Origin of the sequence: Streptomyces sp. NBC_01334 (assembly GCF_035983595.1) — a bacterium.
Lineage (GTDB): Bacteria > Actinomycetota > Actinomycetes > Streptomycetales > Streptomycetaceae > Streptomyces > Streptomyces coriariae.
In genome coordinates, this window is record NZ_CP130718.1 from 982794 (window position 1) to 1007666 (window position 24873).

22 protein-coding genes and 8 pseudogenes are annotated in these 24873 nt (G+C 67.9%); 11 read left to right on the top strand and 19 right to left on the bottom strand.

Annotated features, from left to right (window positions below; all coding sequences use genetic code 11):
- Positions 1-192: 192 nt before the first annotated feature.
- Entirely contained in the window at positions 193-330 is a 138-nt protein-coding gene (locus OG736_RS04430; RefSeq protein ID WP_327181247.1) for a hypothetical protein, read from the bottom strand.
- Between the two features lie 716 nt (positions 331-1046).
- Positions 1047-1238: pseudogene (locus OG736_RS04435) on the bottom strand (lamin tail domain-containing protein); the annotation flags it as partial.
- Positions 1239-2094: 856 nt separating this feature from the next.
- On the opposite strand from OG736_RS04435, the gene OG736_RS04440 reads away from it, so the two are divergent.
- The 6 genes and pseudogenes from OG736_RS04440 (at position 2095) to OG736_RS04465 (ending at position 8853) form a co-directional block, all read left to right on the top strand.
- On the top strand, positions 2095-2532 hold the full coding sequence (locus OG736_RS04440; protein WP_327181248.1) for a hypothetical protein: 438 nt from the start codon (positions 2095-2097) through the stop codon (positions 2530-2532).
- A complete protein-coding gene (locus tag OG736_RS04445; protein ID WP_327181249.1) occupies positions 2529-4607 on the top strand; it encodes an NACHT domain-containing protein in 2079 nt (692 codons plus the stop codon). Before OG736_RS04440 ends, OG736_RS04445 begins: the two co-directional genes overlap by 4 nt.
- Positions 4608-4929: 322 nt before the next feature.
- Positions 4930-5376: a hypothetical protein gene (locus OG736_RS04450; RefSeq protein ID WP_327181250.1), complete on the top strand. Its 447-nt coding sequence runs from the start codon at positions 4930-4932 to the stop codon at positions 5374-5376.
- Between the two features lie 165 nt (positions 5377-5541).
- The gene (locus tag OG736_RS04455; RefSeq protein ID WP_327181251.1) at positions 5542-7911 is read left to right on the top strand and encodes an NACHT domain-containing protein; all 2370 of its coding nucleotides are present in this window, start codon (positions 5542-5544) and stop codon (positions 7909-7911) included.
- Between the two features lie 188 nt (positions 7912-8099).
- Positions 8100-8321, top strand: a pseudogene (locus OG736_RS04460) (NF041680 family putative transposase); the annotation flags it as partial.
- Between the two features lie 43 nt (positions 8322-8364).
- The gene (locus tag OG736_RS04465; protein WP_327181252.1) at positions 8365-8853 is read left to right on the top strand and encodes a hypothetical protein; all 489 of its coding nucleotides are present in this window, start codon (positions 8365-8367) and stop codon (positions 8851-8853) included.
- Here OG736_RS04465 and OG736_RS04470 read toward each other — a convergent pair.
- Positions 8845-9680, bottom strand: a protein-coding gene (locus OG736_RS04470) for an IS5 family transposase (RefSeq protein WP_442817157.1) whose coding sequence is annotated in 2 segments (ribosomal slippage) — positions 8845-9323 and positions 9323-9680 — 837 coding nt in all. Because the reading frame shifts where the segments join, the coding sequence is not laid out codon by codon here. The two genes, OG736_RS04465 and OG736_RS04470, sit on opposite strands and share 9 nt — an antisense overlap.
- A 39-nt stretch (positions 9681-9719) precedes the next feature.
- On the opposite strand from OG736_RS04470, the pseudogene OG736_RS04475 reads away from it, so the two are divergent.
- Together OG736_RS04475 and OG736_RS04480 are read left to right on the top strand one after the other, a co-directional pair.
- Positions 9720-10480: pseudogene (locus OG736_RS04475) on the top strand (transposase); the annotation flags it as partial.
- Positions 10481-10488: 8 nt separating this feature from the next.
- Positions 10489-10975, top strand: a pseudogene (locus OG736_RS04480) (IS701 family transposase); the annotation flags it as partial.
- Here OG736_RS04480 and OG736_RS04485 read toward each other — a convergent pair.
- The 4 genes and pseudogenes from OG736_RS04485 to OG736_RS04500 form a co-directional block, all read right to left on the bottom strand.
- Positions 10959-11324, bottom strand: coding sequence for a VOC family protein (locus OG736_RS04485; protein WP_327181253.1), 366 nt, complete (start codon positions 11322-11324; stop codon positions 10959-10961). The pseudogene OG736_RS04480 and the gene OG736_RS04485 overlap by 17 nt on opposite strands.
- A gap of 10 nt (positions 11325-11334) precedes the next feature.
- Positions 11335-11976: a TetR/AcrR family transcriptional regulator gene (locus OG736_RS04490; protein ID WP_327181254.1), complete on the bottom strand. Its 642-nt coding sequence runs from the start codon at positions 11974-11976 to the stop codon at positions 11335-11337.
- 146 nt (positions 11977-12122) lie between these two features.
- Positions 12123-12476 (bottom strand): annotated as a pseudogene (locus OG736_RS04495) (helix-turn-helix domain-containing protein); the annotation flags it as partial.
- A 246-nt stretch (positions 12477-12722) separates the two neighbouring features.
- A complete protein-coding gene (locus tag OG736_RS04500) occupies positions 12723-13196 on the bottom strand; it encodes an SMI1/KNR4 family protein (protein WP_327187515.1) in 474 nt (157 codons plus the stop codon).
- On the opposite strand from OG736_RS04500, the gene OG736_RS04505 reads away from it, so the two are divergent.
- Entirely contained in the window at positions 13080-13442 is a 363-nt protein-coding gene (locus OG736_RS04505) for a DUF6228 family protein (RefSeq protein ID WP_327181255.1), read from the top strand. The genes OG736_RS04500 and OG736_RS04505 overlap by 117 nt on opposite strands.
- A 131-nt stretch (positions 13443-13573) precedes the next feature.
- On the opposite strand, the gene OG736_RS04510 is transcribed toward OG736_RS04505, so the two are convergent.
- The 5 genes from OG736_RS04510 to OG736_RS04530 are packed head-to-tail and all read right to left on the bottom strand — an operon-like array spanning position 13574 to position 16159.
- Complete coding sequence (locus OG736_RS04510) at positions 13574-14017, bottom strand: DUF4279 domain-containing protein (RefSeq protein WP_327181256.1); 444 nt, start codon at positions 14015-14017, stop codon at positions 13574-13576.
- Positions 14018-14027: 10 nt separating this feature from the next.
- Positions 14028-14438: a DUF4279 domain-containing protein gene (locus OG736_RS04515; protein ID WP_327181257.1), complete on the bottom strand. Its 411-nt coding sequence runs from the start codon at positions 14436-14438 to the stop codon at positions 14028-14030.
- A 27-nt stretch (positions 14439-14465) separates the two neighbouring features.
- On the bottom strand, positions 14466-14936 hold the full coding sequence (locus OG736_RS04520; RefSeq protein WP_327181258.1) for a putative adhesin: 471 nt from the start codon (positions 14934-14936) through the stop codon (positions 14466-14468).
- A 40-nt stretch (positions 14937-14976) separates the two neighbouring features.
- On the bottom strand, positions 14977-15813 hold the full coding sequence (locus tag OG736_RS04525) for a putative T7SS-secreted protein (RefSeq protein ID WP_327187516.1): 837 nt from the start codon (positions 15811-15813) through the stop codon (positions 14977-14979).
- Positions 15770-16159 (bottom strand): putative T7SS-secreted protein, encoded by a 390-nt coding sequence (locus OG736_RS04530; RefSeq protein WP_327181259.1) that lies wholly within the window; start codon positions 16157-16159, stop codon positions 15770-15772. Before OG736_RS04530 ends, OG736_RS04525 begins: the two co-directional genes overlap by 44 nt.
- Positions 16160-16874: 715 nt before the next feature.
- Between OG736_RS04530 and OG736_RS04535 the strand changes: the two genes are divergently transcribed.
- The gene (locus OG736_RS04535) at positions 16875-18617 is read left to right on the top strand and encodes an endo-1,4-beta-xylanase (RefSeq protein ID WP_327181260.1); all 1743 of its coding nucleotides are present in this window, start codon (positions 16875-16877) and stop codon (positions 18615-18617) included.
- Positions 18618-18978: 361 nt separating this feature from the next.
- Here the strand turns inward: OG736_RS04535 and OG736_RS04540 are convergent.
- Positions 18979-19557 (bottom strand): annotated as a pseudogene (locus OG736_RS04540) (transposase).
- A 72-nt stretch (positions 19558-19629) separates the two neighbouring features.
- Between OG736_RS04540 and OG736_RS04545 the strand changes: the two are divergent.
- Positions 19630-20277 (top strand): annotated as a pseudogene (locus OG736_RS04545) (IS701 family transposase); the annotation flags it as partial.
- Between the two features lie 26 nt (positions 20278-20303).
- On the opposite strand, the pseudogene tnpA reads toward OG736_RS04545, so the two are convergent.
- From tnpA to OG736_RS04575, 6 genes and pseudogenes are all read right to left on the bottom strand, one after another.
- Positions 20304-20552, bottom strand: a pseudogene (gene tnpA / locus OG736_RS04550) (IS200/IS605 family transposase); the annotation flags it as partial.
- A 39-nt stretch (positions 20553-20591) separates the two neighbouring features.
- Positions 20592-21512 carry an aldo/keto reductase gene (locus OG736_RS04555; protein ID WP_327181261.1) on the bottom strand — a complete coding sequence of 307 codons (921 nt, stop codon included), beginning with the start codon at positions 21510-21512 and terminating at the stop codon, positions 20592-20594.
- Between the two features lie 52 nt (positions 21513-21564).
- Positions 21565-22431: a hypothetical protein gene (locus OG736_RS04560; protein ID WP_327181262.1), complete on the bottom strand. Its 867-nt coding sequence runs from the start codon at positions 22429-22431 to the stop codon at positions 21565-21567.
- On the bottom strand, positions 22428-22994 hold the full coding sequence (locus tag OG736_RS04565; protein ID WP_327181263.1) for a sigma-70 family RNA polymerase sigma factor: 567 nt from the start codon (positions 22992-22994) through the stop codon (positions 22428-22430). Before OG736_RS04565 ends, OG736_RS04560 begins: the two co-directional genes overlap by 4 nt.
- The gene (locus tag OG736_RS04570; protein WP_160160046.1) at positions 22991-23155 is read right to left on the bottom strand and encodes a hypothetical protein; all 165 of its coding nucleotides are present in this window, start codon (positions 23153-23155) and stop codon (positions 22991-22993) included. The genes OG736_RS04565 and OG736_RS04570 overlap by 4 nt, the downstream gene beginning before the upstream one ends.
- A gap of 285 nt (positions 23156-23440) precedes the next feature.
- A complete protein-coding gene (locus OG736_RS04575) occupies positions 23441-24766 on the bottom strand; it encodes an aldehyde dehydrogenase family protein (protein WP_327181264.1) in 1326 nt (441 codons plus the stop codon).
- Positions 24767-24873 lie beyond the last annotated feature (107 nt).

The window sequence follows — 24873 nt, forward strand, 5'->3', positions numbered from 1 at the left end:
CCTGCGGTGCCATCACCAACTCGACACTCCCTGCGGGACGGCACGAAACTGAGCCGTTTCACCGAGATCCACCCGATCCGGCGCAACCGCAGATCGTTCGGCTCCGGAGGTCGACCTGCGCCCGACCACCGCGGAGTTGCCGCCGTACACATGGTGGTCGCGAGCTGATCATCAGCGGCACCAGCCGCGGACTCACTCCTTCAGATGCGGCGAGGCCCCTCCTGCTTCCGCGTACAGGTCCCGGACGTCGTCGGCGAGGCCTGCGTGGTCATGGAGGTCGATGTGGAGGGCATGGCCGATGAGGCCGAACAGCCCATACACGTACCTCACAGGCAAGAGCAGCCCGTGCGGCGGCCTGCCGCGCCTGAGCCTGGCCGCGTCGGCGCGACGGTTCCGCCAGGCACTCGACGAACTGCTCCGCCCAGCCCAACAGGCCGGCGGGGTCCGCACACTGACGTCAGCGCGGACGATGTCGCCGCGCTCACCGTCGGGTGCGCGACGATACGGGGCGCCCACCGCGACCGGAACAGCGGCACTCGCATGGTGCGCCTGGCGCTGGAGAGCCTGCGAAGTCCCGGATCCGTCACGGAAGGACGGGTGTTCGTGACGTGCCCGGCACGCTTCACGCGGCGCCACGGTGCGAGCAGTGCGGGGCCCGGCTCGACGCCCGGCCCACTGGCCGCCCGGCCCGCTACTTCGGAGCGACCTGCCGACAGCGAGCACGTCGCCGCCGTCTCGGACCGGCAAGATGCGGAGGATCGCTGGAATCGCCGAGAACCTCGGCGAAGGCGGCGGGGTACTCATCCTCGACGACACAGGTTTCATCAACTGCAGACAGGTACCAGATCGTGCGTTGGAGAGCGACCAGTGCCTTTGAGGCTGAGTCAGACAAGCGCGCGGTACGCCTGCGCTAACTCCCGCGCTCCGGTTGCGACGAGATCGAACGGTCGCGCCAACGAGAGCCGGATGAGGTGTGAACCGAGCGCCGGCTCGGCCCAGTAGAACCGAGCGCAGGGCAGCACGTGAACACCGCGGGCAAGTAGTTAATCCTTGTTCAGCGAGCGGTTCGAGCGGTCGTCGCGCCCCGGAGAGTCGTACTGGACGTCCGAGATCTCCTCCTTCGGGTGGTGCGGGCGGGCGTGGTCGGCCGCCGTCGCGGGCAGCGCCGCCACCGAGACCAGAGCACCGGCGGCGAGCGCGGCAGCGGCCAGGCGACGGGCAGTTGCAGAAGCGGTCAAGGAATCCCCCTGATGGCGCGGGCACCCTCCCGCCGGCGGCACACGCGGCCGGCGTGGAAGTCGGTGCGGTGTACGGGTGGCGACCGGACCGGCAGCACACCCACACTCTGTCCGCCCAGCGCAGGAATTGGCACGGAAAAATAGGCTATATTACTTATTGACCGTATTCCTGTAATTTTTGAATGCATCGTCCATTTATGCCGCGCATGCATGACGTTGACGCCCTGTCAGGGCAGGCATCCTTGCGGGCGCTGGCCGGGACGCCCTGCCTCACCCTGCAGCCACGCTGCGGGCCGACCCGGCCATCACTCGAAAGTGAGTAACACCGCGACGCCGCCGAGAACTCCGGACATCGGCGACCGGCCGGCCGGGCCCGCCGGTCACGACGATGACTTCCCTGGAATCGGACTGCTTGGCCTCCCTCACCCCGCGCATCACCAGCGAGTAGGCCACCTGCTGCTCATTGAGCAGGTTGACTGCGAGCGCTCCGAGCAGGGTGTGGGCGAGAGTGGGAAGACTGTTGCCCCACGACCGCACCGCTTCTCACTCGCCCCGGCCTCATAGCTGTAGGCGAAGCGAAAATGAGTCCCCAAACCGTCCACAAGCGAGCTGGCACTCGCCGCCTCAGCCAGAGCACGCGCACATACGCAGCAACGACACGAAGCAAGCTTGTCGTCGTGGCTCGTGCCAGCGGCTGCCAGTTGACGGGGCTCGGTACCCGCCGTGGTCGTCAAGTGGGGCGTGGTGCCCGGTCCGGGAATCGCGAAAACCATCTGGCTCGAGTGCGCGCCGCGCTAGGGTCCCTGTCCTGATTCAGGATGTTCAGGACGGTAAGGCTGGACTGGGGGGTTTGACGATGCTTGACGAGGTAATGACGGCGGCCGCCGCGGCCGGGGGTATCGCGGTGGTGGAGGCCGCCGGTTCGGACCTGTGGGCGTCGTTCCGGACACGGTGCGCCCGGCTGGTCGGCCGCGGTGACCCGGACCGGGAGGGTGAGGCGCTGGAGCAGCTGGACCGTACCGCCGCCAGGCTGGCGTCGGGCGAGGACAAGGGGGAACGGGAGTGGCAGCGCGAGGTGCAGGCACGCGTGTGGCGCGTGGAGTTCGCCGCGCTGCTGGAGAGTGTGGCAGCGGCGGAGCGGGACGAGCTGCTGGCCGGGCTTGTCGCGCTGCGGGCGCGGGCCGCGGCCGATGAGACCGGCGGGGCGGTGTCCGGGAACACCTTTCGCGGGCCGGTCGCCTTCCAGACGGGCGCGCGCTGCACCCAGGACATTCGCTTCGGGGCGGCGGGATGAGCGGGTCCGCTCCCGGGCCGGACGGGGTGAGCGGCAACGCCTTCCACGGGCCGGTCGCACTGCAGACCGGCGCCGGCAGCACGCAGCACGTACATCACCACCACGGCTCCGAGCCCCCGTCCCCGCTGGATGCCTCAGCCGACGAGCTGGCTCGCGCTGTGTGGACGCAGTGGCAGGAAGAGGCCGGGCTGCGGCAGCTGATGGAGCCGCCCCCGCTGCCGCCGCGCTGGCGGGTGACCGGCCGGGACCTGTCAGGCTCCTTGGGCGCGGCGACCGCCAAAGGTCGGTGGGCCCGGTTCGAACCGCTGCCCGGCCTGGCGGCGGTGACCCGGGAGCGGCTGCGGGCCGGCGGCGGACTGGACGAACTACACGCCGTTTACGGCGGGTTGGCCTCGGGCCGGCTGCTTCTGCTGGGTACGCCAGCGGTGGGCAAGACGGCCACCGCGGTGCTGCTGCTGCTGGCCGCGCTGCGCCACCGCGCCCGGCCGGACCTCAGTGCGAAGGAGCGGGCGCGAGTCCCGGTTCCGGTGCTGCTGACGCTCGACGGCTGGGACCCGGCCCGGGAGAAGCCGACGGAGTGGGCGGCGCAACGGCTGTCCCGGGAGTACACGCTGTTCGCTGGGCGGGGCGGGCGTGGGCGGGCCCGGCAGCTCCTGGAGTCAGGACGGGTGGCACTGTTCCTGGACGGGCTCGACGAGGTCGACGGCAACAAGCTGCGAGGCGCGATGGTGACCGCGCTGTCGCAGGCTCCGTGCCGGCTGGTGCTGGTCTCTCGGGCGCTGGAGGCCGTACTGACCGCGAAGAGGTCGGCCCGGCTGGGCAGCGCCGTGGCGCTGGAGATCCAACCCGTCGAGTCGGTCGAGGCCACCACATACCTGCTCGACCAGCTGCCCGATCCGGCGCCCGCCGCGTGGCGGGCGCTCACCGACCGGCTGCTGCACGCTCCTGACAGCGCGGTAGCCCGCGCCCTCGCCAAGCCGCTGGCGATCACCCTGGTGCGGGACATCTACGCCGACGACGGTCCGGTGGATGAACTCCTCGACAGCGCCCGCTTCAACACGTCCACCGAGGTCGAGAACCATCTGCTGGACCACGCCGTCACCGCCGCCTACACCCCGCGGCTCGGCACCCCCGCCCCAAGCTGGTCCGCAGAGACGGCGGAGCGGGCCCTGCGGTTCGTCGCGCGGCGCCTCGCCGACGAGGGGAGCCGGAACCTGCGATGGTGGCACATCACGGGGTGGGCTGAGGTCCGGCCCAGACGGCTCGCCATGTGGGCGCTAGTCAGCGTGGTGTGCGGGGTGCCTACGTTCGTCGTGATGTGGCTGGCCTCCCCCACTCTGTCCACCGTGCTGCTCGCGGTCCCGGGCGCGGTCCTGGGCGGCTGGGTGGCCGGCGACCGCTTCGCGGAACTCAGTGATCCGCAGCCGTTGCAGAGTGCCGGCTGGCGGGACATCTTCACTCCGGGAGCGATCGTCTCAGGCGTGGTGGAGTGGCTGGTCCTCGGCACCGCGGCGACACTGAGCGCCCCCTTGCTGCCGGGACCCGCGTGGCTCTGCTTCCTCACCACCCTGCCGCTCGGATACACCGGGATGCTGGTGACGGGCCGCGGCCACCAGATCGTGGCGGGCGTGCCGCTCCTGTCCGCCGGTGCGGGCTCCTGGTACGACGACGTACGGGAGCACTACAACCGCCCACCGTTGCAGGACACCCGTTCGGTCGGGCCCAGGGATGTGTGGCGGCACCACCTCGGACTGCGCCTCGTCCTCGGCCTGTTGACCGGGGTCGCGGTGGGACTGCTGGCCGGACCCCTGGTGGCCTGGTTCTTGGGCTCGCCCCTGGGCGCGCTGGCCGCGTTCTCGAGTGCGCTGCTGACGGCCGTCATGGCCGGCCCAGTCTGCAACACGGCCGTCGCCACCGCCGCCACCGCCCTTCAGCTCTCCGCCCGCGAGGGCACCCCGGTGCGCCTGATGGCGTTCCTGGAGGACGCCCGCCGCCGCAACCTGCTCCGGGCGACCGGCCCGGTGTACCAGTTCCGGCACGCCCGCCTCCAGGAACGCCTGGCGCGGCCTCGCTGATCAACTGGGTACTGGGTCCTTCACCGGCTGCTGGCCAGCCTCCAGTCCGATCCACAAGCGTCGTCGGAGCGGCTTCAAGCAGCTGCTTGCTTCGCTACTCGCTCAGCCCAGTCACTGACCGAATCGCCCGGACAAGGACGAGCCCCCGGCCTCCGCTCGAGGCCAACAGCACATCGAACTCTGGTTCCTCCACCATCCCCCCATCGGATGCAACCACACGGTCTGGTGGGCAGACCCCACCACGGGGTGTTGTTAGCTGCTCTGTGTCGATCCAGGCGGCGAAGTCAGGGAGATCGGTGCGGTCAAGATCGGCCAGTTCGGCATGACAGCACCGGCCAGGACGCCGCTACCGGACGACTTCGAGACCCTGGACGGAGACTTCTTCTCGCTCGGACTGAGGGACACCTACTACGAACAGCTGCGCGAGCTGGGTCCCGAGCTGCAGCGCACCGTCCTGCGGGCTCTCAACGACATCTCCTTCGATCTGGACCTCTTCTCCCGCGCCCGCACCGAGAGTGTGACGGGCACGTCCCTGCTCCGCACCGTTACCCCCGACACCGTCATCGGCCGCTTCAGGGGCGGCATCCACGCAGGACCATCGGCGACCATCACCGACGTCACCCGACGGCACCTGTTCGACGCGCTGAGCGGCACGGGGGCGAGCTGGTCGGGCAACCTGCACGAAGTCTCGTGCGCCACATCCGGTGCCAGTGTCGCGAACGGCACGCTGACGAGCAGAACACCGCCGCCCCCTGCGCCGCGGGCATAGGAGGATCACCGCACCCCCTGTACAACTGCGGTCCTGAATCGTCAGCCGTGGCTCCAACCAACCGCAACCGGGAGACGTCCCTGCCCATGCACCGTACGGCAGGCCGAAACTCGCACCCCTTCATCCCTTCTTCCCGATCGGTCATAAGTGACAAGCGTTTGATTCGTGAACCAGTATCGGCTTCTCGCCCGAAGCCGCATGGTGCGCGGGCACAATACCCGTATGTCGGGGGATTTTCGGTCGCGGCGTGCCGCGTGGGGGCGTACCACCGTCCTGCTGGCCGGCCTGGCGATGCTCGTCGGGCTCGCGATCTCTGTGGTCGTGGCGCTGTTGAAAGGGCCTGAGATCGGGGGGGTCGTGGCCGGGGTGGTCGCCACGGCATTGACATTCCCGGCGCTGGCCGTGTCCCTGTGGGCGTGGTGGCGTAGTGGTCTGCCCTCAGAATCAACCGCGCCGGGCCCAGTAGCCACGGTCAAGGAGCGGTTGGCGGGGATGGTGTCCGATGAGTGGTGGGAGGAGGAACGCATCCGGGAGCTGGACCGCCCCATGCCGGTTCGCTGGAGACTGATCTCCGATCCGGCGCTGACGGACCCCGCCGTCGCCGCTGACGGGACGGTCGCCTGGAGAGGGTCGAGTGACCGGCTAGCGGAACTGGCCGAGGGGTTCCGCGAGCTGCGACGCCGTCGCCTGGTTGTGCTCGGCGGCCCAGGAGCAGGCAAGACCACCTTGGCCACTCAGTTGCTCTGCGAGCTGTTGCGTGAGCGGCGCGGGGACGAACCGGTTCCTGTGCTCCTGCCGGTGGACAGGTGGGACCCTGCCGTACACCCTCGATTCCAGGACTGGCTGGCCGTCCGGCTGACTGAAGGGTATCCGTCGCTCCGCAGAAGAGGCGGAGGGCTGGAGACGTGCCGGGCGCTGGTCGACCGGGGAGACGTGCTGCCTGTGCTTGACGGACTGGACGAGGTGCCTCCGGCCGCACGCGTTGCGATCCTCGCCGCGCTGAAAAGGTCCTTGGGGCCCAAGGACCAGTTGATCTTGACGTGTCGCAAGGACGAGTACGCCCTGGCAGTCGCCGACGCGCATGTCCTGGCCTCTGCCACCGTGATCGAACCCGAGCCGCTGTCCCCCGCCGACGCAGCCGCCCATCTGCGCGCCTGCCTGTCCCCAGTTCCCTCTGCATGGCAGGACGTCCTGCTCCGGCTGAGCGATGGACGAGCGCCACGCCTGGCCGAGGCGACCGCCACGCCTCTCGGGCTGTGGCTCGTGCTCAAAACATACGTCGACACCGCCGCCGACCCGGTCGAACTCCTCGACTCAACCCGCTTTCCCACTGCCGCCGCGCTGCGCGGCCATCTGTTCGACCAGCTGATTCCGCAGATCATCCGCGCCTGCAAGGAGCACCGCTCCCGTCAACTGCGCCACTGCCGTGACGCAGAGGAGACCGCGCTGTGGCTCGGCCGTATCGCCGATCGCCTCCATCGCATTCCGGCCTGCGGCGAGCAGAGCGGCACCCGCAACTTCGCATGGTGGCACCTGGCCTGCCACTTCGCCGATCCGGACGCCTTGTGGCTTGCCTACCACCTCCTCGTTGGAGTCGGGCTGGGGAGCGTCGCCGGAACCATCACCGGCCTTATGACCGGGGCCATTGGGGGCTCCATCGCCGGATTCATAACCCTTAGCGCAGCCTTTGCTCTTCCTGCTCACGTCCGCGTGAGCGAAGCCGATACCGACACAGTCCCCGCTATCGCCTGGCAGTGCGACGATCCCGGCCACGCTGAGTTGACGCGTCGCGGCTGGTTCCCACGGATCAGAGCAGGCCGCCTGGGTGAACTCCTGACCGAAGCACTCGACGGAGACACGCCGACCAGCCTCTGGGCCGGCATGAGGGCTGACTTGTCGGTCGAGCTGTCACGCTTCCTTCGGCGCGTGAAGCGTTGGGCCAGTCTGTTGGGGGCATTGGCCTTGATCGCCGTTCTGGTAGGCCTTGTAGCAGACTTACTCGACTATGTCTTTAAGTTCCTGATCGTCTTGGTCGTGGGTTGCATCGTCGGTATCGCACTGGTGGCCTTCCTCTATGGGAGCATCCTGCTCCTGGGTGGTTCTGTAGCACTGTTATTCCTCGCCCCAGCGGCATGGTTGCCGACCTGGGAGGTTAGGAACGACAGGGCCAGCACCCCGATGGTCACCTGGCGCAGTGACAGAACGCTCAACCTCCTGCGGCCAGCTGTTCTTGGAAGCTTTGGAGCGTTCCTCGGCGGCCTGATCGGTCTCGTTGGTTGGACAGGGTTCTGGCTCGTGCTCGGGGTCACGGCCGGGTTGTTCACCAGCCTGGTGGTCAGCAAGCACCGTGCCTGGCTGAAATATCTGATGGTGACTGCTTGGCTCGCATACCGGCGAACCCTGCCCCGGCGGCTGATGCCGTTTCTCAACGAGGCACACCAGCTAGGCCTGCTGCGTGCAGTCGGCCCCGTCTACCAGTTTCGGCACTCCGAACTGCATGATCGTCTCGCGGCCCACGCACGCTCACAGCGCTGACCTTCGAGGACGCCCCTCTCACCTTGTCATGCAGGGCTCAGACACAGCGTCTGAGCTTGTCATCTAAGGTCCGGTGTCGAACGCGGCTCGAACTTGGTCGGTGTTTTCGCACAGCGGACGTGAGGGCGGCCTCCGTCTGATCCCTTGCTCCGTCACAGAGGCAGAGGAACAGTACGAAGGCCGTGGTCGTGAGTCTGGAGTACCCGGGTGTCCTGCGGGACGCGTTCGCGGAAGTGTCAGGCTTCCGGGCGGAGTTGTACGCGTGTCTGATCGCCCGGGGCGACGCACTGTTCGAGTTATGCGACGCCCCGTTGTGCACAGACGGGCCGGTGCGGACGCTCGTCGACCTGGCGCTCGCCCTGGAACATCGCCGCGGGCACGGGGCTCTCTACGGCGGCCTTAGAGGTCGTTTCTTTTGGCGGTTCTCGGGTCGAGCTGTGCAGGGATACTGCTGTGGTGCTGTTGACGTGGATTGCTGAGGTGGCGGACGAGCCTCTGGTGCTGGAGCCGGCTGACCGGCGGGTGGAGTGGGAGACCAACACCTGGTCGCTGGGGGCGGCTGACGAGGACAGGAGTTCGTTGTCCGTCGCCGAGGTGGTGGCGGCCTTCGAGCGGACTGCTGCTGCCATCCGGGAACGCATTCGCGATCTGCGCTTCTCCGGGCCGGCGACGTTCTATGTGTGGCACGACAAGCAGGCAGGACAGCTTCGGTGCTCGACCGGTTCTGTGCCCCCGGATGCGTTGCCGTTCAGCGGTAGCTATGTGGCTTCCGACGACCTCGGCTCGGTCGTCGAGGAATTTCTGGCCGACAGCGAGCCAGGCTTCATCGCCCGGTCGGACCTGGACGACGTGCAGAGCCTCTCGGAGCAGACCGAGACCGAGACCGAGCCGGAGATCAGGCCCTTCGGTGTCTGGGTCAGCAGTGTCGGAGCCTCACACTGACTGGTGATGCCCGTCCACACGGACGAGTCGGCGGTGACAGATGAGGGCTGCGGCTATGCCGGCGAAGGCGAGGAAATGTTCTGCCTTGCGTTCGTAGCGGCGGTGGAGCCGACGGCAGCCGGCGAGCCAGGAAACGGTCCTCTCAACAACCCATCGGTGGCGGCCGAGCCGCTGCGAGGACTCAATCCCTTTGCGGGCTATGCGGTGGCGGATGCCGCGCTTGCGGAGCCATCGGCGCAGGTGGTCATAGTCGTAGCCCTTGTCGGCGTGCAGCTTCGCCGGGCGGCGGCGACGGGGTCCGCGGGGAGAACGAATAGGCGGGATGCCACGCACGAGCGGCTGAAGATGACCCTGGCTGTCGTGCATGTTGGCAGCCGAGATACCCAGCGACAGTGGGAGTCCGTTCCGGTCCGTGATCAGGTGAATTTTCGATCCCAGCTTGCCGCGGTCGGTCGGATTCGGTCCGGTCAGTGGCCCCCTTTTGCTGCCCGGAGGCTGACGGAGTCGATCGCGCACCGCGACCAGCCGAGCTCGCCGCGGGCGCCGAGTTCGTCCAGGACGACACGGTGGAGCCTTGCCCAGACGCGGGCCCGGCTCCACTGAGCAAACCGTCGGTAGACCGTCTGCCAACTCGGACCGAACACCGGTGGGAGCTGCCGCCAGGTGCAGCCCGAAGTGGCCACGAAGATGATCGCGGCCAGCGCCTCGCGGTCACCGGCCCGCCGCCGGCCACCACCCTGCGGACGTATCACCTCCGTTGGCGGCACCACCCGCCGAAACAGCACCCACAACTCGTCCGGCACCAAACGCTCAACCAGATCCGTCATGCACGGTTCAACGAACGATCACGCCAAAAGAAACGATGCCTTAACCGGGGGCAGATCGACTTCGCCCCGCTGCGTCGAGCCCTGGTGTCGACGCCGCTACCGAGGGCTGCGGACGGCCGGATCGTGCTGGCCGCGGACGTCTCGCCGTGGCTGCGGCCAGACGCCAGCACCTGCCCTGACCGGGCCTTTTGCCACACCTTCGGCCGGGGCGAGGGCAAACACCAGATGGTGCCTGGCTGGCCGTATTCGATCGTGGCCGCGCTGGAGACGGGCCGCACATCGTGGACGGCGGTGCTGGACGCGGTCCGCCTGGAGCCCGGAGCCGACGTCGCCGCGGTGACCACCGTCCGGCTCCGCGAGGTCGTCGAGCAACTCGTCGAGGCTGGCCAGTGGAAGCCGGGCGACCCGCACGTCCTGGTCGTGCTGGACGCCGGATACGACGCGCCCCGCATCGCCCACCTGCTGGCCGACATGCCCGTCGAGATCCTCGGCCGACTCCGCTCGATCGGGTGATGCGGCGTCCGGCCCCCTCCCGTAAAGGGTTCGCCCTGGCCAATCCGAAAGGCGGTCGGCCGCCCAAGCATGGCGGCGAGTTCGTTTTCGGCGCCCCCTCCACCTGGGGTATCGAGCAGTCCGTGACGGTCACCGACACCCGCCTCTACGGCAAGGTAACCGCGCGGGCATGGGACCGGTTGCACCCGAGGCTGACCCGGCGGGCGGCCTGGATCGAGTACGACGGACCGTTGCCCCTCATCGAGGGCACCGTCATCCGCCTCGCCGTGGAGAAGCTGCCTTCCGGCGGGGCGAAGCCGTCATCGACCTCACCTATGCGGCACCGGGCCGCCACCGGCTGCTGATCCGCCGCAACCGCACCATAGGTGAACTCGCCTACTACCGCTGCCACTCCACCGCGCCGGCGTCCTTGGCCACTCTGGTCAAGGACGCAGGTTCCAGATGGCGGGTGGAGGAGACCTTCCAAAGTGAGAAAGGGCTGGCCGGGCTGGACGAGCACCAGGTCCGCCGCTACCCGTCCTGGGCCCGCTGGGTCACCCTCGCCATGCTCGCCCACGCATTTCTCGCCGTCGTCCGCGCCGACGAACACGCACACCGCCCCACACCGGACGACCTGATCCCGCTGACCTGCAACGAGATCCAGCACCTGTTCATCACTGTCGCTGTCCGACCCGATCACGGCCCGGCTCAGCTGGTCCGCCTGGCGGCGCCGCCATCAAGCCCGAGCCCGCGCCGGCCATTGCCGCCGACAAAGCCGGATGGCTCCTACCTGGGGGACATGACCTCGAAGAGGTTTCCGGCGTCATCGGTGAAGTACAGGCCGCGAGGGCACAACGGGTGGTCGATCCGGCCGTTGTCAGGCTCGCTGGGATCGTTGCCATAGGGCACCCCGGCGGAGTTGAGCCGGGCAAGGATCCCATCGAAGGACGACGGATCCACATCGAAGGCCAGGTGGTGGCCGACCGGATTCTCGACGGACATGAAGTCCAGCGTCAGGGAATTGTTGACCTGCACCGGCGCGAAATGCCGGTCTGCGCCTCGATAGTCCAGTCCCATGACGGAGGCGAAGAAGCGCGCTGCTGCCTCGTTGTCGACGGCTGGGACGATGGTGTGGTTCAGCGTGATGGACATGCGCTGTCTCTCAGATCTCGACTGGCAGGGACAGGACGCCGTGCAGGAAGACGTCGACGAGGTCGCGCACTCCCAATTGCGGCGCCGGATCCGTCGGCTCGCCTCCGGTTTGCGGCCTGCCGGCCCCGACGAACAGGAAACCCAGGAAGATCAATGCTGCCTGCTCGGGAGGCAACCGCAGCGACTCCCGCTCAGGCTCGAAGAGTTCGGCCAGCGCCTCCCGAACGGGCAGGGAACCGGCCGCACGATCAGGCGGGGTCCCTGCGCTGCCGGGACGACCGCTTCGTCCCCGCCCGCCCGTCGCATGAAGCGCCCCGACCACCGCGCCGACGCGGTCCAGGTGGGCGTGCAGCGCCGAGGCAGCCTCGGTCAGCCGGTCGGCAAGCGGCTGATCCATAGACACCAGAGCGAGTTCGTCGAGGGCGTGGGCCGGACTGAGCGCCTCGGTCACGCACGCGTCCAGGAGTTCCTCCTTGTCCGCGAAGACGCGGAAGATTGTGCCCTCCCCGATGCCTGCGGCCCGGGCGACCTGGCGTGTCGTCACCGCGCTGCCGTGCTCGATCACGAGCGGAAGCGCGGCACGAATGATCATCTCCCGGCGGCTGTCGGGGTCCATCGCCGGTGCTCTTCGTCGACTGGGTGCGGTCGTCATGGAGGCAAGTATCGGAGTGAGTGCTCACTCCGGTCAAGGTATCGCCGACGCGTAGCATCAACTCCGCTCGACCACGCTGCCGGACGTCTGAAGATCACGATCTACAGCTGGAGTATTAACGATCACGTTACCTACGGGGTGGCGGCCCTTGTGGAGTAGTCGGCCCGGCTGTCGCCGACTCGGTCACACTCTGCGAGCGTGCCGTCGAGCAGGACGTAGTCGGGGTCGGCTACACCGAGCACGCATCTCGGGCCGGGCGCACGGTCGACGAGCAGGCGGATCACCGCAGCGGTGTAGGCATGGGCCGTGCCGTCAGAGATGCCGAAGCCGGCGCCGATCTGGGCGAGAGTGTCGTGTCGGCGCAGGTACACCAGACCGACCACGGCACGCTGGAGCGGCGGGAGCTTGCAGCAGCGGTCACCCTCGCGGGTGACGATGAGCATGGTGACCCACTCGACCAGGGCATGGGGCAGGTCGAGTGCGGCAGGATGGAAGACCAACAGGTCTCCTGTGCCAGTGAGTTGAGACGTCGAACACCTCCCTCAACGACACGGGAGCCTTGTCTTTGCGTACGTCTACGTCGTCGCCCGATCAGACGCCACACTGAAAAGCCTCAGTGCCCAGAGTTCATCCGGCATGAACAGCAGTCTTGCCAATCCGGGAAGATCCGTTTCCCGAGCCGCCCAGATGCCCGCAACAACAGGTCGGCTGTCGAGACCTCTGCCCGCCACAAGCCGTCACCTACTTCACGGAGCGGCATCATAGAAGGGATCTGGAACCAGGTCGGCAATGGCGAATCCCTTCAACGTTGCATCAAAAAGCATCTCGTATGTGAATTCAGACATGGTCATCTCATACACCTTCCATTCACCACCCTCCTGCCGCGCCAGGACCGGCCAATCGCATGGCTGGATATCGTAACGAACGAGCCAGTAAAATTCGGCGGCCGTCTCCGAGATTCCCCAAGGAAGCAGCCCTCCTTCACCCGGGCGAAAGAGACCATACGGCTCGTAAACTCCTCGAACTACAGGATGCTGCTCCATAATTTGCCGGAAGCGGTCCAACCTTTCAAGGATTCCCAGATTATCTCCACCGGAGGATGAATGAACTTCAAGGTACCCACTGAACTGGCCGACCCCGAAGCACCGGCAGAAAGACTTAAAGTCCTCAGGAAGTTCGACGCCGAGACGCTGCTCGATCTCGCTCCACGAGATCTCCAGCTCCCTCGACTGCCACGAAACCCCTGCCGCAAGCCGATCAACCCAAACCATCATCCACTCCCAGCCTGTGTATTAAGGCACGTTATCCACCACTGGGGCGGCCATGTCCACCTGACCTGGGGCATTCACGACCGGCCCCTGTTCGAGGAGTGGCACATCAAGACCACCACGGTGCACGCGGCCGGCGAGGAGATGGGAAACCTTGCCGCCGAGATACTCACTTTCCTCACGAGCGTAGCGACGTAGCCGGAACTCATTCCCACGCTGGCCAGCAGCACGCGAGACCACGTCCTATGTGCGGAGTCGGCATGGAGAGCACCCTACTCGGCAAAGACCGCAGATTATGAGGCCGTAGCCGGGCTCAGCCACCCGGGGAGTCAGCCGAGCCAGGCGAGTGGGTCTTCCTCGTCCTCCCCGGATTCCCGGACCGTCGTAAAGGTGACAGGCACTCCCAACTCTGCAAGACCTGCGAGAACGGCTGGCGAGATGTGGAGCCCTGTACCTGATTCGGCGATGCCTGAAACATCGACCTTCACCGTTTTGCCCGCTTCCTTCAGCGCGTCGAGCGCCGGTTTGCGGGGGCTGAGGAGTCCGATGAGTTCCACGGCCTGTTCGTCGGCGCTTTCTGAGTGCCGCTCGTCAACGGTGAGTGTGGCCCAGCCGGGGCCGGAATAGATGTCCACACCGTCGGACGAAGAGAACTCCTGACTGGCGGCGAGTTGCAGCTCGGCAAAGAGAAGGGCGGAATCCACTTCCCGACCTGAGACAACCAGGGACGTGCTCAAGTTAGCCCACGGCTTCAAATTCGCTCCAGTTTCCATGACCGTTCTTTCAGCGTTCGTTCATATTGGCCGCGACCCGGAGAGGGAATCCCAGGAGTGCGATTCGCTTGAGTTCTTCCGGCTGGAGGGCGAGAGTACAGTCGTTCCCGGCGAATCCGTACACTTCGACGGTCACCTCATACCCCCGTCCGGCCAGTTGCGCGAGCTCGGTCCGCTTGCTTTCCATGATGGAAAGGATGTTGTTCATCTGCTCGTGAAAGTCCCGGCTGACGTGCTCGTCGCAGCTGATACTCCACAGTCCGTCGACGTCGCCCGGCCGAGCCCATTTGCTGGGACCCGGGTTGCGCACGCCAGTGGGCTCCAGCCCGAGAAGGGACGTCATCCCGGGCTGAAGACTTCCTCCACTGATCACGAGTGTCACATCCGTCAATACCCAGTCGCGCTTCTTTACTGCATCCATGTATGGCTCCTCACAGGTCGAGACGTCCTACTTGATCTCGCGGCATGCCGCCCAGTGAACATTTCCCATGCCTGGCTCCAATAGATCTTGCAGCGTGGCTCGTTGGCCGACGGTCGTCGAATTCTCAAACACACTGAAACCTCCGCCACCCATTGGAGCAGGAGGCCCTAGCGTGTAGTTCGGAATTACGTCTCCCGGTCCGAACGTCTCCACGTAACCTCCCGGGTAGACACCTCGCTCAACGGTAAGCCCGTTAAGTCCCGGAAGTGGGTCTCCGTGTTGCACGTAGAAAGATATATTGGTTCCCTCTGGTACCACGACGTCGCCGGCGTTGCGGGTGAGGTAGCCATGAACGGCGAAGACTTTCTCTCCGTCCGCGCGGCCACCGGCGAGACCCCGGTCCGCGTAGTAGCGGCCGTCAGTGTCCGGCCAGTCCTTCTTGACGACCTCCGGTTTGGAGTCACGCAGCGCCTGCATGACGTCGGCACGCTCGGGCATGGGGTCCCCGGCACCTCTGGCGGCCTGCCGCTCCAAGCCCTCACGCACTCCGCGTTGCGCCGCCGACTCCAAACCCTCTTTCGCCGCCAAACGCAGTCCGCCGCGGGCGAGGCCCAGCGCCTTTGGTGCCGATGAGTTCAGGGATGAGGCGGCCGACGAACTCGGAGGGGTCCTTCTTGAAGCCGTCGACGGCAGCCTGGACGACCCGTTCGGGATGTGAGGCGGTGGAGACCAGGCCGGCCAGCGTCATGTTCACGTTCTGCAGGTAGGCGGCCGGGTGGGTGAGGTTGTACGGGTCGGTGGGATTGAGGCCCCGGACGAAATTGAGCAGTCCGGCCGTGCCCTTGAGAGCGCCGCCGACGACATGCGTGAGTTCGGTGTTGACGGCCTGGTAGCCGTCCGCGAAGTCGTTGCCGAGGCGCTCCAGCGGCGGTGGTTCGGCGGGGGCGTGCGTGAGGGCCGCCTTCACCCTGCCCTGCGCCTCGGAGGCGGCCGTGTTGCGCTGCTTGCGAGCTTCGGCGAGCTTCTCGGCGGCGGCCTTGACGTCGGCCTTGCCGGGGTCCTTGAACGGTTCAGGCCTGGGCCCCGGGTCCTCGTTCGCCTTGATCCTGGCGTTGTACGCGTCGACCTTCTCGATATAGGCGTCGGCCGCGTCCTTGGACGCCTTCACGCCCTTCTTGTAGAGCTCCACGGCCTCCTTGGCCTGGCCCTGCGCCCACTTGACGGTACCCGCGTACGACTCCAGCGCTCCCGCCGCCGCCTCGCACGCCTCGGACGCCTGTACCCACTTGGCGGGATGGACGCCGAATTTCTCCCGGAACGCGTCGCCGCCCTCACCCAGCCAGCCAGCCAGCCAGCCAGCCAGCCAGCCAGCCAGAGGAGTCGACCTTCTTCAGTCCCGCATTCACCCTGTCGAAGGCGCCGTGGAAATCCTTCAGGTGCTTGGCACTCTCGCGGATCTTGTCCGGATCGCCGTGGACTAGCTCGTTGGCCTCCTCGGTCTGGCCGAGCTGCCGCTCGCCGGGGGTGGCGCCAAGGTCCGAGGCGACCTCGTCGCCCCAGTCCGCCACACTGTCGGCCCAGTCGTGCGCACCGACCTTGTCCAGGCCTTCGCCCAGTTTGTCCGTGGCCCAGTCGACGCCCGCGCCGAGCTTTTCCTTGCCCGCGTCGTAGAGGTCCTCCGCGCCGCCCAGGAGCGAGTTGGTGAGGTCTCCAAGTCCCATCAGCCCTCAGCGCCCTGCTGCTCGGCAGCCTCGGCTCGCTCCTCGGGAGAGGGACCGAAGGTGTCGTCCAGGAAACCGTCGTACTCCTGGTCCGACACGCCGAACGTGCCGTGCAGGTTCTCGGGGCGTTTTGTTCCGCCAGGGGCGTTTGATAAGGCGGCGAAGTTGAGTAGGTCACGGTCGCTCGAGAGGGTGGCATGTGGGATTCAATGCAGGTATGGAGAACGCCTTGTGGGATCGGCTGTCCGCGGCCGGAGCGGGCAGGAGCCTGCGATGCACCGAGCCTGCTTGGCGTTCTCGTCAGGCGTGGTGTCGGCGTGCAGGCAGTGCATCACCTATGTCGACACCAACAGCCCCGGCGCCGATCCCGGCCCGGTCGTCATCGCCTGTCACGACCAGCGCGTCAACTCCGTACGCTCAGCCTCGCTGAGTACCAGTTCTGACTTGTGGCGGCCCGGCCGCGGCTCGTCCGCCAGTCCCACCATCCGCCGGTCAGCGAACAGTGAGCGTACTTGCGTACCGTCTCCGTGGATACCCTGAAGTTCGCTGGCACACGCGTGTTTGATGCGCCTTCCGCGCAGGCCGCAACGATCCGGGCCCGCTTCGCCACACGAGCTGGGACGTGCCACACAAGGCCGCCGTACCTCATACGTGATGAACTGTGGCCCGGCTTCGAGACGTTGATCTCGTCTCGAACAAGAGAGTGGGAGGGACCGTGGACCTTGGTGGGGGGACGTGGCAGCGACTGACCGCCGTGGTGCTCGTCATGGCGGTGGCGGCCGGGTGTACGGGGCAGGGCGAAGGCGCGGGCGGCGGAAACGACGAAGACCTGCTGCGGAACCACGACTGGACGCAGATGCCGGGCACCACCGCGCGGAACGACATCCTGCGGGTCAGCGCATCGGATCGGTACATCGTGGAGCAGGACTCCTCCGGCGGCCAGCCCAACCCCCCGCTGAACCTGGCCGGCCCGCATCTTAGGTCCGATGGCGACTTCACCGTCACCGCGCGCATGTCCGGTGTGGGTGACGATGACGGCGACTCATGGCTGCGGCTGTACGGACGGGTACCGGTCATCTACGACGAGTGGCGGCAGGAGCGGCCCTCACTCCGTGTCGGCGTGACCGCCGACGGACGAGTGAAGGTACAGATATGGGACGGCGAGGGCGATGAGCCGGCCACCTCCAAGGATTTCGACTGCGGCTGCTCCGGGACGGTGACGCTCGCCGTGTCGAGCATCGGTGACACATTCCGCGTAAAAGCCGACGGGCGGCGGCTGGGAACCGTGCAGGACCCGGGGGTGTTCGCCGAGGGCACAGTCTGGTTCGGTCTGGAGGCGGACGCGGGCGAAGACGAGCGCCGCGAGGGATGGCGTCTGACGCAGCTGATCGCCCGGGCAGAGAGCGGTGACTCGCTCCGCGTGATCAAGGCGCCGCAGCTACGCCAGGAGCAGTCCGACGACTCGCTGCGTGCGCGGGCCGCAGACGTGGGGCGGCCGTTCGACGTCGGCACCGCCCTGGCCGAGAACCCGCTGCTCACCGACTCACGCTACCGGGCGCTCGCGGGGAGCCAGTTCTCCATGCTCACTCCGGAGAACGCGTTCAAGCCACAGTTCCTCCACCCACGCCGGGGCGTCTACGACTTCCGCGACGCGGACCTACTCGTACGCTTCGCCCGCGCAAACGACATGAAGGTGCACGCGCACACCCTCGTCTGGCACGAGGCTCTGCCCAACTGGATGCGGGAGAACGACGACCCCGAGGAGGTGCGCCGGACCATGCTCCGGCACATCGCCATGGTCGCCGGGCACTTCAAGGGAGAAGTCGCGGAATGGGATGTGGTCAACGAGCCCATGTCCGACGACGAGAAGAGCTACACCAACGGGGATCTCGGTCTGCGCTCCGAGCAGAGCCCGTGGTTCGAGGCCATGGGCGAGGAGTACATCGACGAGGCGTTCAGGGCGGCCCACCGGGCCGATCCGAAGGCACGGCTGTTCCTCAACGAGTACGGGGTCGAGGAGGAAGGCGAGCGGTGGGACGCCCTTTACGGTCTGGTCAAGCGGCTCAAGGAACGCGGCGTACCGATCGACGGCGTGGGTTTCCAGAACCATGAGTACGCACCCGGCGACCGCATCGACCCGGAGACCTTCCGCAGCCATGTGCGGGATCTGGCGGAGCTCGGGGTTCAGGCGCGGGTGTCGGAGATGGACGTCCCCATAGGTGAGGACGAGGAGGACGGGCGGCAGACCCAGGCTGATGAGATGGCGGGCAAGCTGCGGGTCTGCCTGGAGGAGCCGAACTGCACATCGTTCTCCACATGGGGATTCACCGACCGGTACGGTTCCACCGCCGACACCAAGATCTATCCTCCGCGCACGGCCGATTCCCTGCCGTGGGACGCGGCCCTGCGGCCGAAGCTGGCGTACGAGCGCCTGCTCGAGGCCTTTGACGAGGCGTGAGGAATCGAGGTGCGATCTCTCGGTTTGGTGTCGATGGTAGTGAGAGTCAAAGAGCGTCTTGTTCCGCCAGGGGCGTTTGATAAGGCGGCGAAGTTGAGTAGGTCACGGTCGCTCGAGAGGGTGGCACGTGGGAATCAATGCAGGTATGGAGAACGCCTTGTGGGACCGGCTGTCCGCGGAGGTCCGCCTGGAGGTGGACAGCCTCGTTTCGGCCGGTCGAAACGTGCAGGCCATTGCCCTGATGCGTGAGCATGCCGGCCTACCAACGCCGCATCTGCATGATTGCGTCGATGCAGTGGGCCAGCGATTCAGCGTATTGCGGCATAGGCCGGCGAGCTCGTGACAGTGCTTTACACCGTGGTCACGCGTGGCGCCAGTTCGGGGTCGATTCGCGAGTGAGCCTACGGCTCATGAGGCCGATCATGGCGAGGTGGACCATGGCTTCGGACCGGTGAGGGAGGGCCTCGTAGTCGCGGGCCAGGCGGCGGTGATGCATGAGCCAGCCGAGGGTCCGCTCGACAACCCAACGCCGCGGAATCACCTTGAAGCCCTTCTGGGCGGGATCGCGGCGAGTGACTTCCACATCAATGCCGAGGCGGGCACCATGGTCGATGACTTTGATCCGCTAGCCGTTGTCGACGACGAGGCGTCGGAGCAGGCCGTTGAGATGGTCGAAGACCGCGTGCTTCTGCCAGGCGGCGAAGTACCCGTAGACGGTCTCCCACGGAGCGAAGTCGTGGGGCAGATAACGCCAGGGAATTCCGGTCCGGTCGACGTAGAGGATCGCGTCCATGATCCGGCGCAGGTCGTGCTCGGGCGGCCGGCCTATGTCTAAGCCTTTCCCTCTGCGTTCGGCACGCCAGGCTGTCAGAGTGGGCTCAAGAAGTTCCCAACGGGCGTCGGACAAGTCACTCGGACAAGGCCGCTGCCGGCTAGACATGTCTCAGTAGTACTGATGCGCGTCGTCTCTCCATAGGGCGCAAACAGGGGTGACTGGGGGCATGTTGGGATTAGACAGGAGCGAAGGAGGCGAATGATCGGCCGGTTCCTCGACGCCGGACACCGCGTGGACTGGGTCACGGGCGACGAGGTCTACGGCGGCAACCCGCGTCTGCGGACCGCACTTGAAGAGCGTGGGGTCGGCTTCGTGTTGGCCGTCGCCTCCTCGGCGGACGTCATCACTGGTGCGGGCAGGTTCCGGGCCGACGCGCTGGCCGCGAAGGTGCCCAAGCGGGCCTGGCAGAAGCTGTCGGCCGGGGTCGGCGCCAAGGGGCACCGCTTCTACGACTGGGCGGTCATCGACTTGGCCGACTCCGGACCGATCCACCACCACCAACTGCTGATCCGCCGCAACCGCACCACCGGCGAACGGGCCTACTACCGTTGCTTCTCGCCCGTTCCGGAACCCCTTGCCACGCTGGTCCGCGTCGCCGGGTTGAGGTGGCGAGCCTTCCTGGCGGTCATCCGTGCCGCAGAACATGCGCGCCATCCCGCCCCGGACGGGTTGATACCGCTCACCTGCAACGAGATCCAGCGACTGTTCACGGCGCTCGTCGGACCCACGCCCGAGGCGGTCCACCGGCTGCGCTGGTCCCTCTGGCGGCGCCGCCACCAGGCCCGATCCAGGACCAGCCACTACCACCGACAGGCCGCCGATCGGACATCAAGATCACGATCTACAGCTGGAGTATTGACCAGGCTGGCAAGTGCGACCTTCGGCGGGTAGTGCACGAGCAGGTGGACGTGGTCGGTTTCGCCGTTGCACTCCTTCAGCTCTGCTTCGAAGTCCTCGCACACCTTGCGCATGACTTCTTCGCAGCGCGTCAGCACCTCGTCGTTCATGACTCCGCGCCGGTACTTGGTGACGAACACCAAGTGTGCGTGCAGGCTGTATACGACTGTTCGACCCCCTCCGGCGGGCAGCAGGGACAGCAGGGCGGCATGCCGCTCGTCGCGGATCAGTTCGTCGGTGGATCAGTTGGCCGGTGGGCCGTCGGCGCCGCGGTGCGTGGTGTTCAGGCGGTGGAGTTCTTCGGCCGTAAGGCGCAGCGCGCCCGCCGCGACGTTCTCCGTGAGGTGGCGGAGGTCTCCGGTGCCCGGGATGGCCAGCACATGCGGCCCCTGGGCGAGGGTCCAAGCGAGGCGGACAGCGGCGGGGGACGTGTCGTGGGCGCGGGCGACGGCGAGCACCGCCTCGTCGTGGGCGGTGGTGGCGCCCTTCGCTCCGCCGTCGCCCGCGATGGCGAAGAATGGCACGAAGGCGACGTCCTGTTCGCCGCAGACGCGCAGGAGTTCATCGGTCGCGGGGTTGTGGTGGCCGAGGCCGTAGCGGTTCTGCACGCTGACGACGGGGGCGATGGCCTGCGCCTCGGCGAGATGGCGGGGTTCGACGTCGGAGACGCCGAGGTGGCGGATCAGTCCAGCGGCGCGCAGTTCGGCGAGGGCGCCGAAGTGCTCAGCGACCGAGTCCTGGCGCATCCGGCGCAGGTACACCAGGTCGAGGTGGTCGCGGCCGAGTTGGCGCAGGTTCTCCTCCACGTGGCCGCGCAGGTCCTCGGGGCGGGCCGAGGTGCCCCACTCCCCCGACCAGTCGCGGAAGGGGCCGACCTTGGTGGCGATCAGCAGGTCGTCCGGGTACGGGGCGAGCGCGCTGTTGATCAGCTCGTTGGCGGAGCGGAGGGCGGAGAAGTAGAAGGCGGCGGTGTCGATGTGGTTCACGCCGAGTTCGATCGCCTTGCGCAGAACGGCGATCGAGCGGCCGCGGTCGCTCGGCGTGCCGAGGTGGAAGGCCGCGCTGCCGGTCAGCCGCATCGCGCCGAAGCCGATGCGGCCGACCGTCAGGCCGCCGATGTCCCAGGTGCCCGCGGCGTCCGCGGTGATCGTTGCGGAGGTCATCCGGGCAGTCTCGCACGCGCCGCGCAGCGGCACGAGCCGGTGTCACGGGCCCTCAACAGGCCACGGTCTCCTCACACTTGCGCAGCGCTTCCTGGACGTCGCGGCTCCAGGGCCGGGCCGTGCGCGGGGTGGCCGAGGACACGGTGTGCACGGCCGGCTCCCGGCGTTCGGGCAGCGCGCCGGACCTGGCGCGCCGGCGCTCTTTGGCGGGGGGTGTGCCATGGGCGACGACCTCCTCCACGATCTCGGCCAGATCGCCGTCGGGGAGGGGGAGTTCGAGGTCGTCGTCGACGAAGCCGACCACGGCCGGCACGTACTCGACGAGCGCCCGCAACGCCCTGGGCAGTCCTCTCCCGCCGCGGCGCAGACCGCTGAGCACATGCAGCGCCGTGGCGATCTCCAGTTCGGTGGCCTCCCGGCTCAGCGTGGCGGGGGTGATCTCCGTGTGGCGCAGCCACCAGTCGGCCTCGTCGTCCTCCCCCATCGAGCGGTGGTGGAGGTAGAGGCAGTACCCGGAGACGGTGTCCGATGCCCCGGCGCCGTACTGCCACCAGAAGCGGGCGCTGTCCTCGCAGTCCGCGAGGTACAGGAGGCTGCCGAGGATCCGTGCGCCGGAGGGCTCGGGCAGCGAGCTGCCCAGGAAGTTGCCGAGGCCCGTCAGGGCGCCGGGGCGGGTCAGCAGCGCCTCGCAGAGCGCTCGGAGGTCCCGCGCCGCGGGGTGCACCCGCGGGGGCCTGTGGGCCGCCGCGGCGCGCTGCGGGCACACCCGCGCCGCGGGCCCGTCGGGGCCGCCCGCCGCGACCCGGGCGGCGATACGGGCCTCGGCGGCCTCGATGTCCGAGCGGCTGTAGGGGGCCGTGGGTATCAGCCGCGCCCCGGCCAGCAGGGTGTCGATGTCGCTCACGGTGTCGAAGGTCATGACCGCTCCGCCTCCTCCTCGGCGCACGATGTGTAGATCTCCCGCAGTCGGCGTTTGGCGTAGCGCTCGGTGGAACGCACCCCGGCCTCGGTGATTCCCAGCTGGAACGCCACGTCGGCGGTGCTGTAGCCCTCGCAGTAGCGCAGCCGGATGACGTCCCGCTGGCGCTCGGGGAGGGCGGAGATCGCCCGGAACAGCCGCAGGTTCTGCTCGATCACCTCGAAGGCGTCCTCGGCGCCCTGGAGCGTGACCGTCTCGAAGACGGCCGTGTCCATCAGCGTGGCGCGCCGGCCGCGGGCCCGGGCGTGGTCGATGACGCGGTTCTTCATCACGCGCCAGGCGTAGGCGGCGGGGTTCTCGGCGCTCAGTATCCGCGGCCACTGCCGGGCGAGTTGGACGAACGCCTCGTCCACGGCCTCCTCGGCGTCCGCGCGGCAGCGCAGACAGCGCTCGGCCTCGCGGACGTAGCGCGGGCGGTGCATCTGGTGGAAGGCGCTGAAGTCCAGGGGCAGCTTCTCCGGCGCCCGCGGGTTGCCCGCGGGCCGCAACTCCTCCTGGGTCACCGATCGCCTCCCGGGAGGCGATGGTCCATTTCCCGGACGCCCACCCGCACGAGTGCGGCGACGAACCGACGCGCGAGGGTGAGGACCCCGGGTCCGAAGACCCGGAGGGCGAGTACGGACAACGCCACGTCGCGGGCGAGCTGTTCGAACTGGTCGTTCACGGACCCTTCGGTCCTTCCGCTGGCTGTGCGGGGCTCAGGGACCCCGGAAGGCATCGGTCACACCTTCTGCCTCCACGGCGTCCGGCGGTGCCGTTTCGTGCACTCCGGATTCGAAAGTCCGATGGAATTGGCCGTTTCGGACTACGGACCGTGCCGTTCCGGGCTAATACCGCTTCCCCGGCTGCCGCTTGGCGGGCTACTTCCGCTCACTCCCGTCCGTTTTCGCCCGCCCGATCCCACTGCCCGGGCCCGCCGTCCGCACCCGCTGCCCGCGCCTCGCGCGGTTCAGTGCAGCGGCTTCGCCAGCACCGCCTTGCGGTGGCTGAACGTCTCGATGGACCAGCGGCCGTGGTAGTTGCCCATGCCGCTCTCGCCCACTCCGCCGAACGGCAGGTCGGAGACGGTGAGATGGGCGAGGGGCAGGCCGTAGCCGAGGCCGCCGGAAGAGGTCTCGGCGGCGATGCGGCTCCGGGTCTCGCCGGACTCGGTGAAGACGTACAGGGCGAGGGGCTTGTCGCGGTCGTTGATGAAGCCGATCGCCTCGTCCAGGCCTTCGACGGTGACGATCGGCAGGATCGGGCCGAAGATCTCCTCCCGCATCACGGGGGACCCGGGATCAACGTCGGCGAGGACGGTGGGCGCGAGGTACTTGTCCGCACGGTCGTTGCCGCCGCCGACCACGATCCGGCCGGAGTCGAGCAGAGCTGCGAGCCGGTCGAAGTGGCGTTCGTTGATGATGCGGCCGTAGGCGTCGGAGGCCTGCGGGTCGGTCCCGTAGAGCGTCTCGACCGCGCGGGTCAGCAGGGGTTCGAGGGCGGCGGCCGTCTCCGGGTCGGTGAGGACGTAGTCGGGGGCGACGCAGGTCTGGCCGGCGTTGAGGAACTTGCCGCGGGCCAGCCGGTCGGCGACGACGGAGAGATCGGCGTCGCGGTCGACGAACGCCGGGGACTTGCCGCCGAGTTCGAGAGTGACGGGGGTGAGGTGCTCGGCGGCGGCGCGCAGGACGACGCGGCCGACGGCGCCGTTGCCCGTGTAGAAGATGTGGTCGAAGCGCTCGGCCAGCAGGGCGGTGGTCTCCGGGATCCCGCCCTCGACGACGGCGACGGAGTCGGTGTCGAGATACGCCGGCAGCAGCCGGGCCAGCGCGGCGGAGGTGGCGGGCGCGAGCTCGCTGGGCTTGACGACCACCGCGTTTCCGGCGGCGAGGGCGCCGACCAGCGGGGCGAGCAGGAGCTGCGCGGGGTAGTTCCAGGGCGCGATGACGAGGACCACGCCGAGCGGGTCGACCTGCGTCCACGCGGTGGCGTCGGCGCCGAGGTGGGCCGGGACCGGAGCGGACTCGGGGCGCAGCCACGCGTCCAGGTGGTCGAGGGTGTGGTCGATCTCCCGGACCGTGAAGTCGATCTCGGTGCGGTACGCCTCGGCGGAGCTCTTGCCCAGGTCGGTGTGGAGGGCGTCGGCCAGGTCGGCGCCCCGCTCGGTGAGCAGCTCGCGCAGGCGGCGCAGCTGATCCTTGCGCCAGGCGACGGGCTTGGTGCGGCCGGTGCGGAAGGTGGCGCGCAGCCTGGCTACGACGTCGGCGGGCTGCTCGGGGGTGGCGGGGGTGGTCACGGTGCCTCGCTGGGGTGCGCGGGCCTTGCGGCCCTGGGGTCTCGGTGCGAGCGGTCGGCTCGTTCTCGGTGCGAGCGTCAGCTCGATGTATATGCCAACCTTTCATG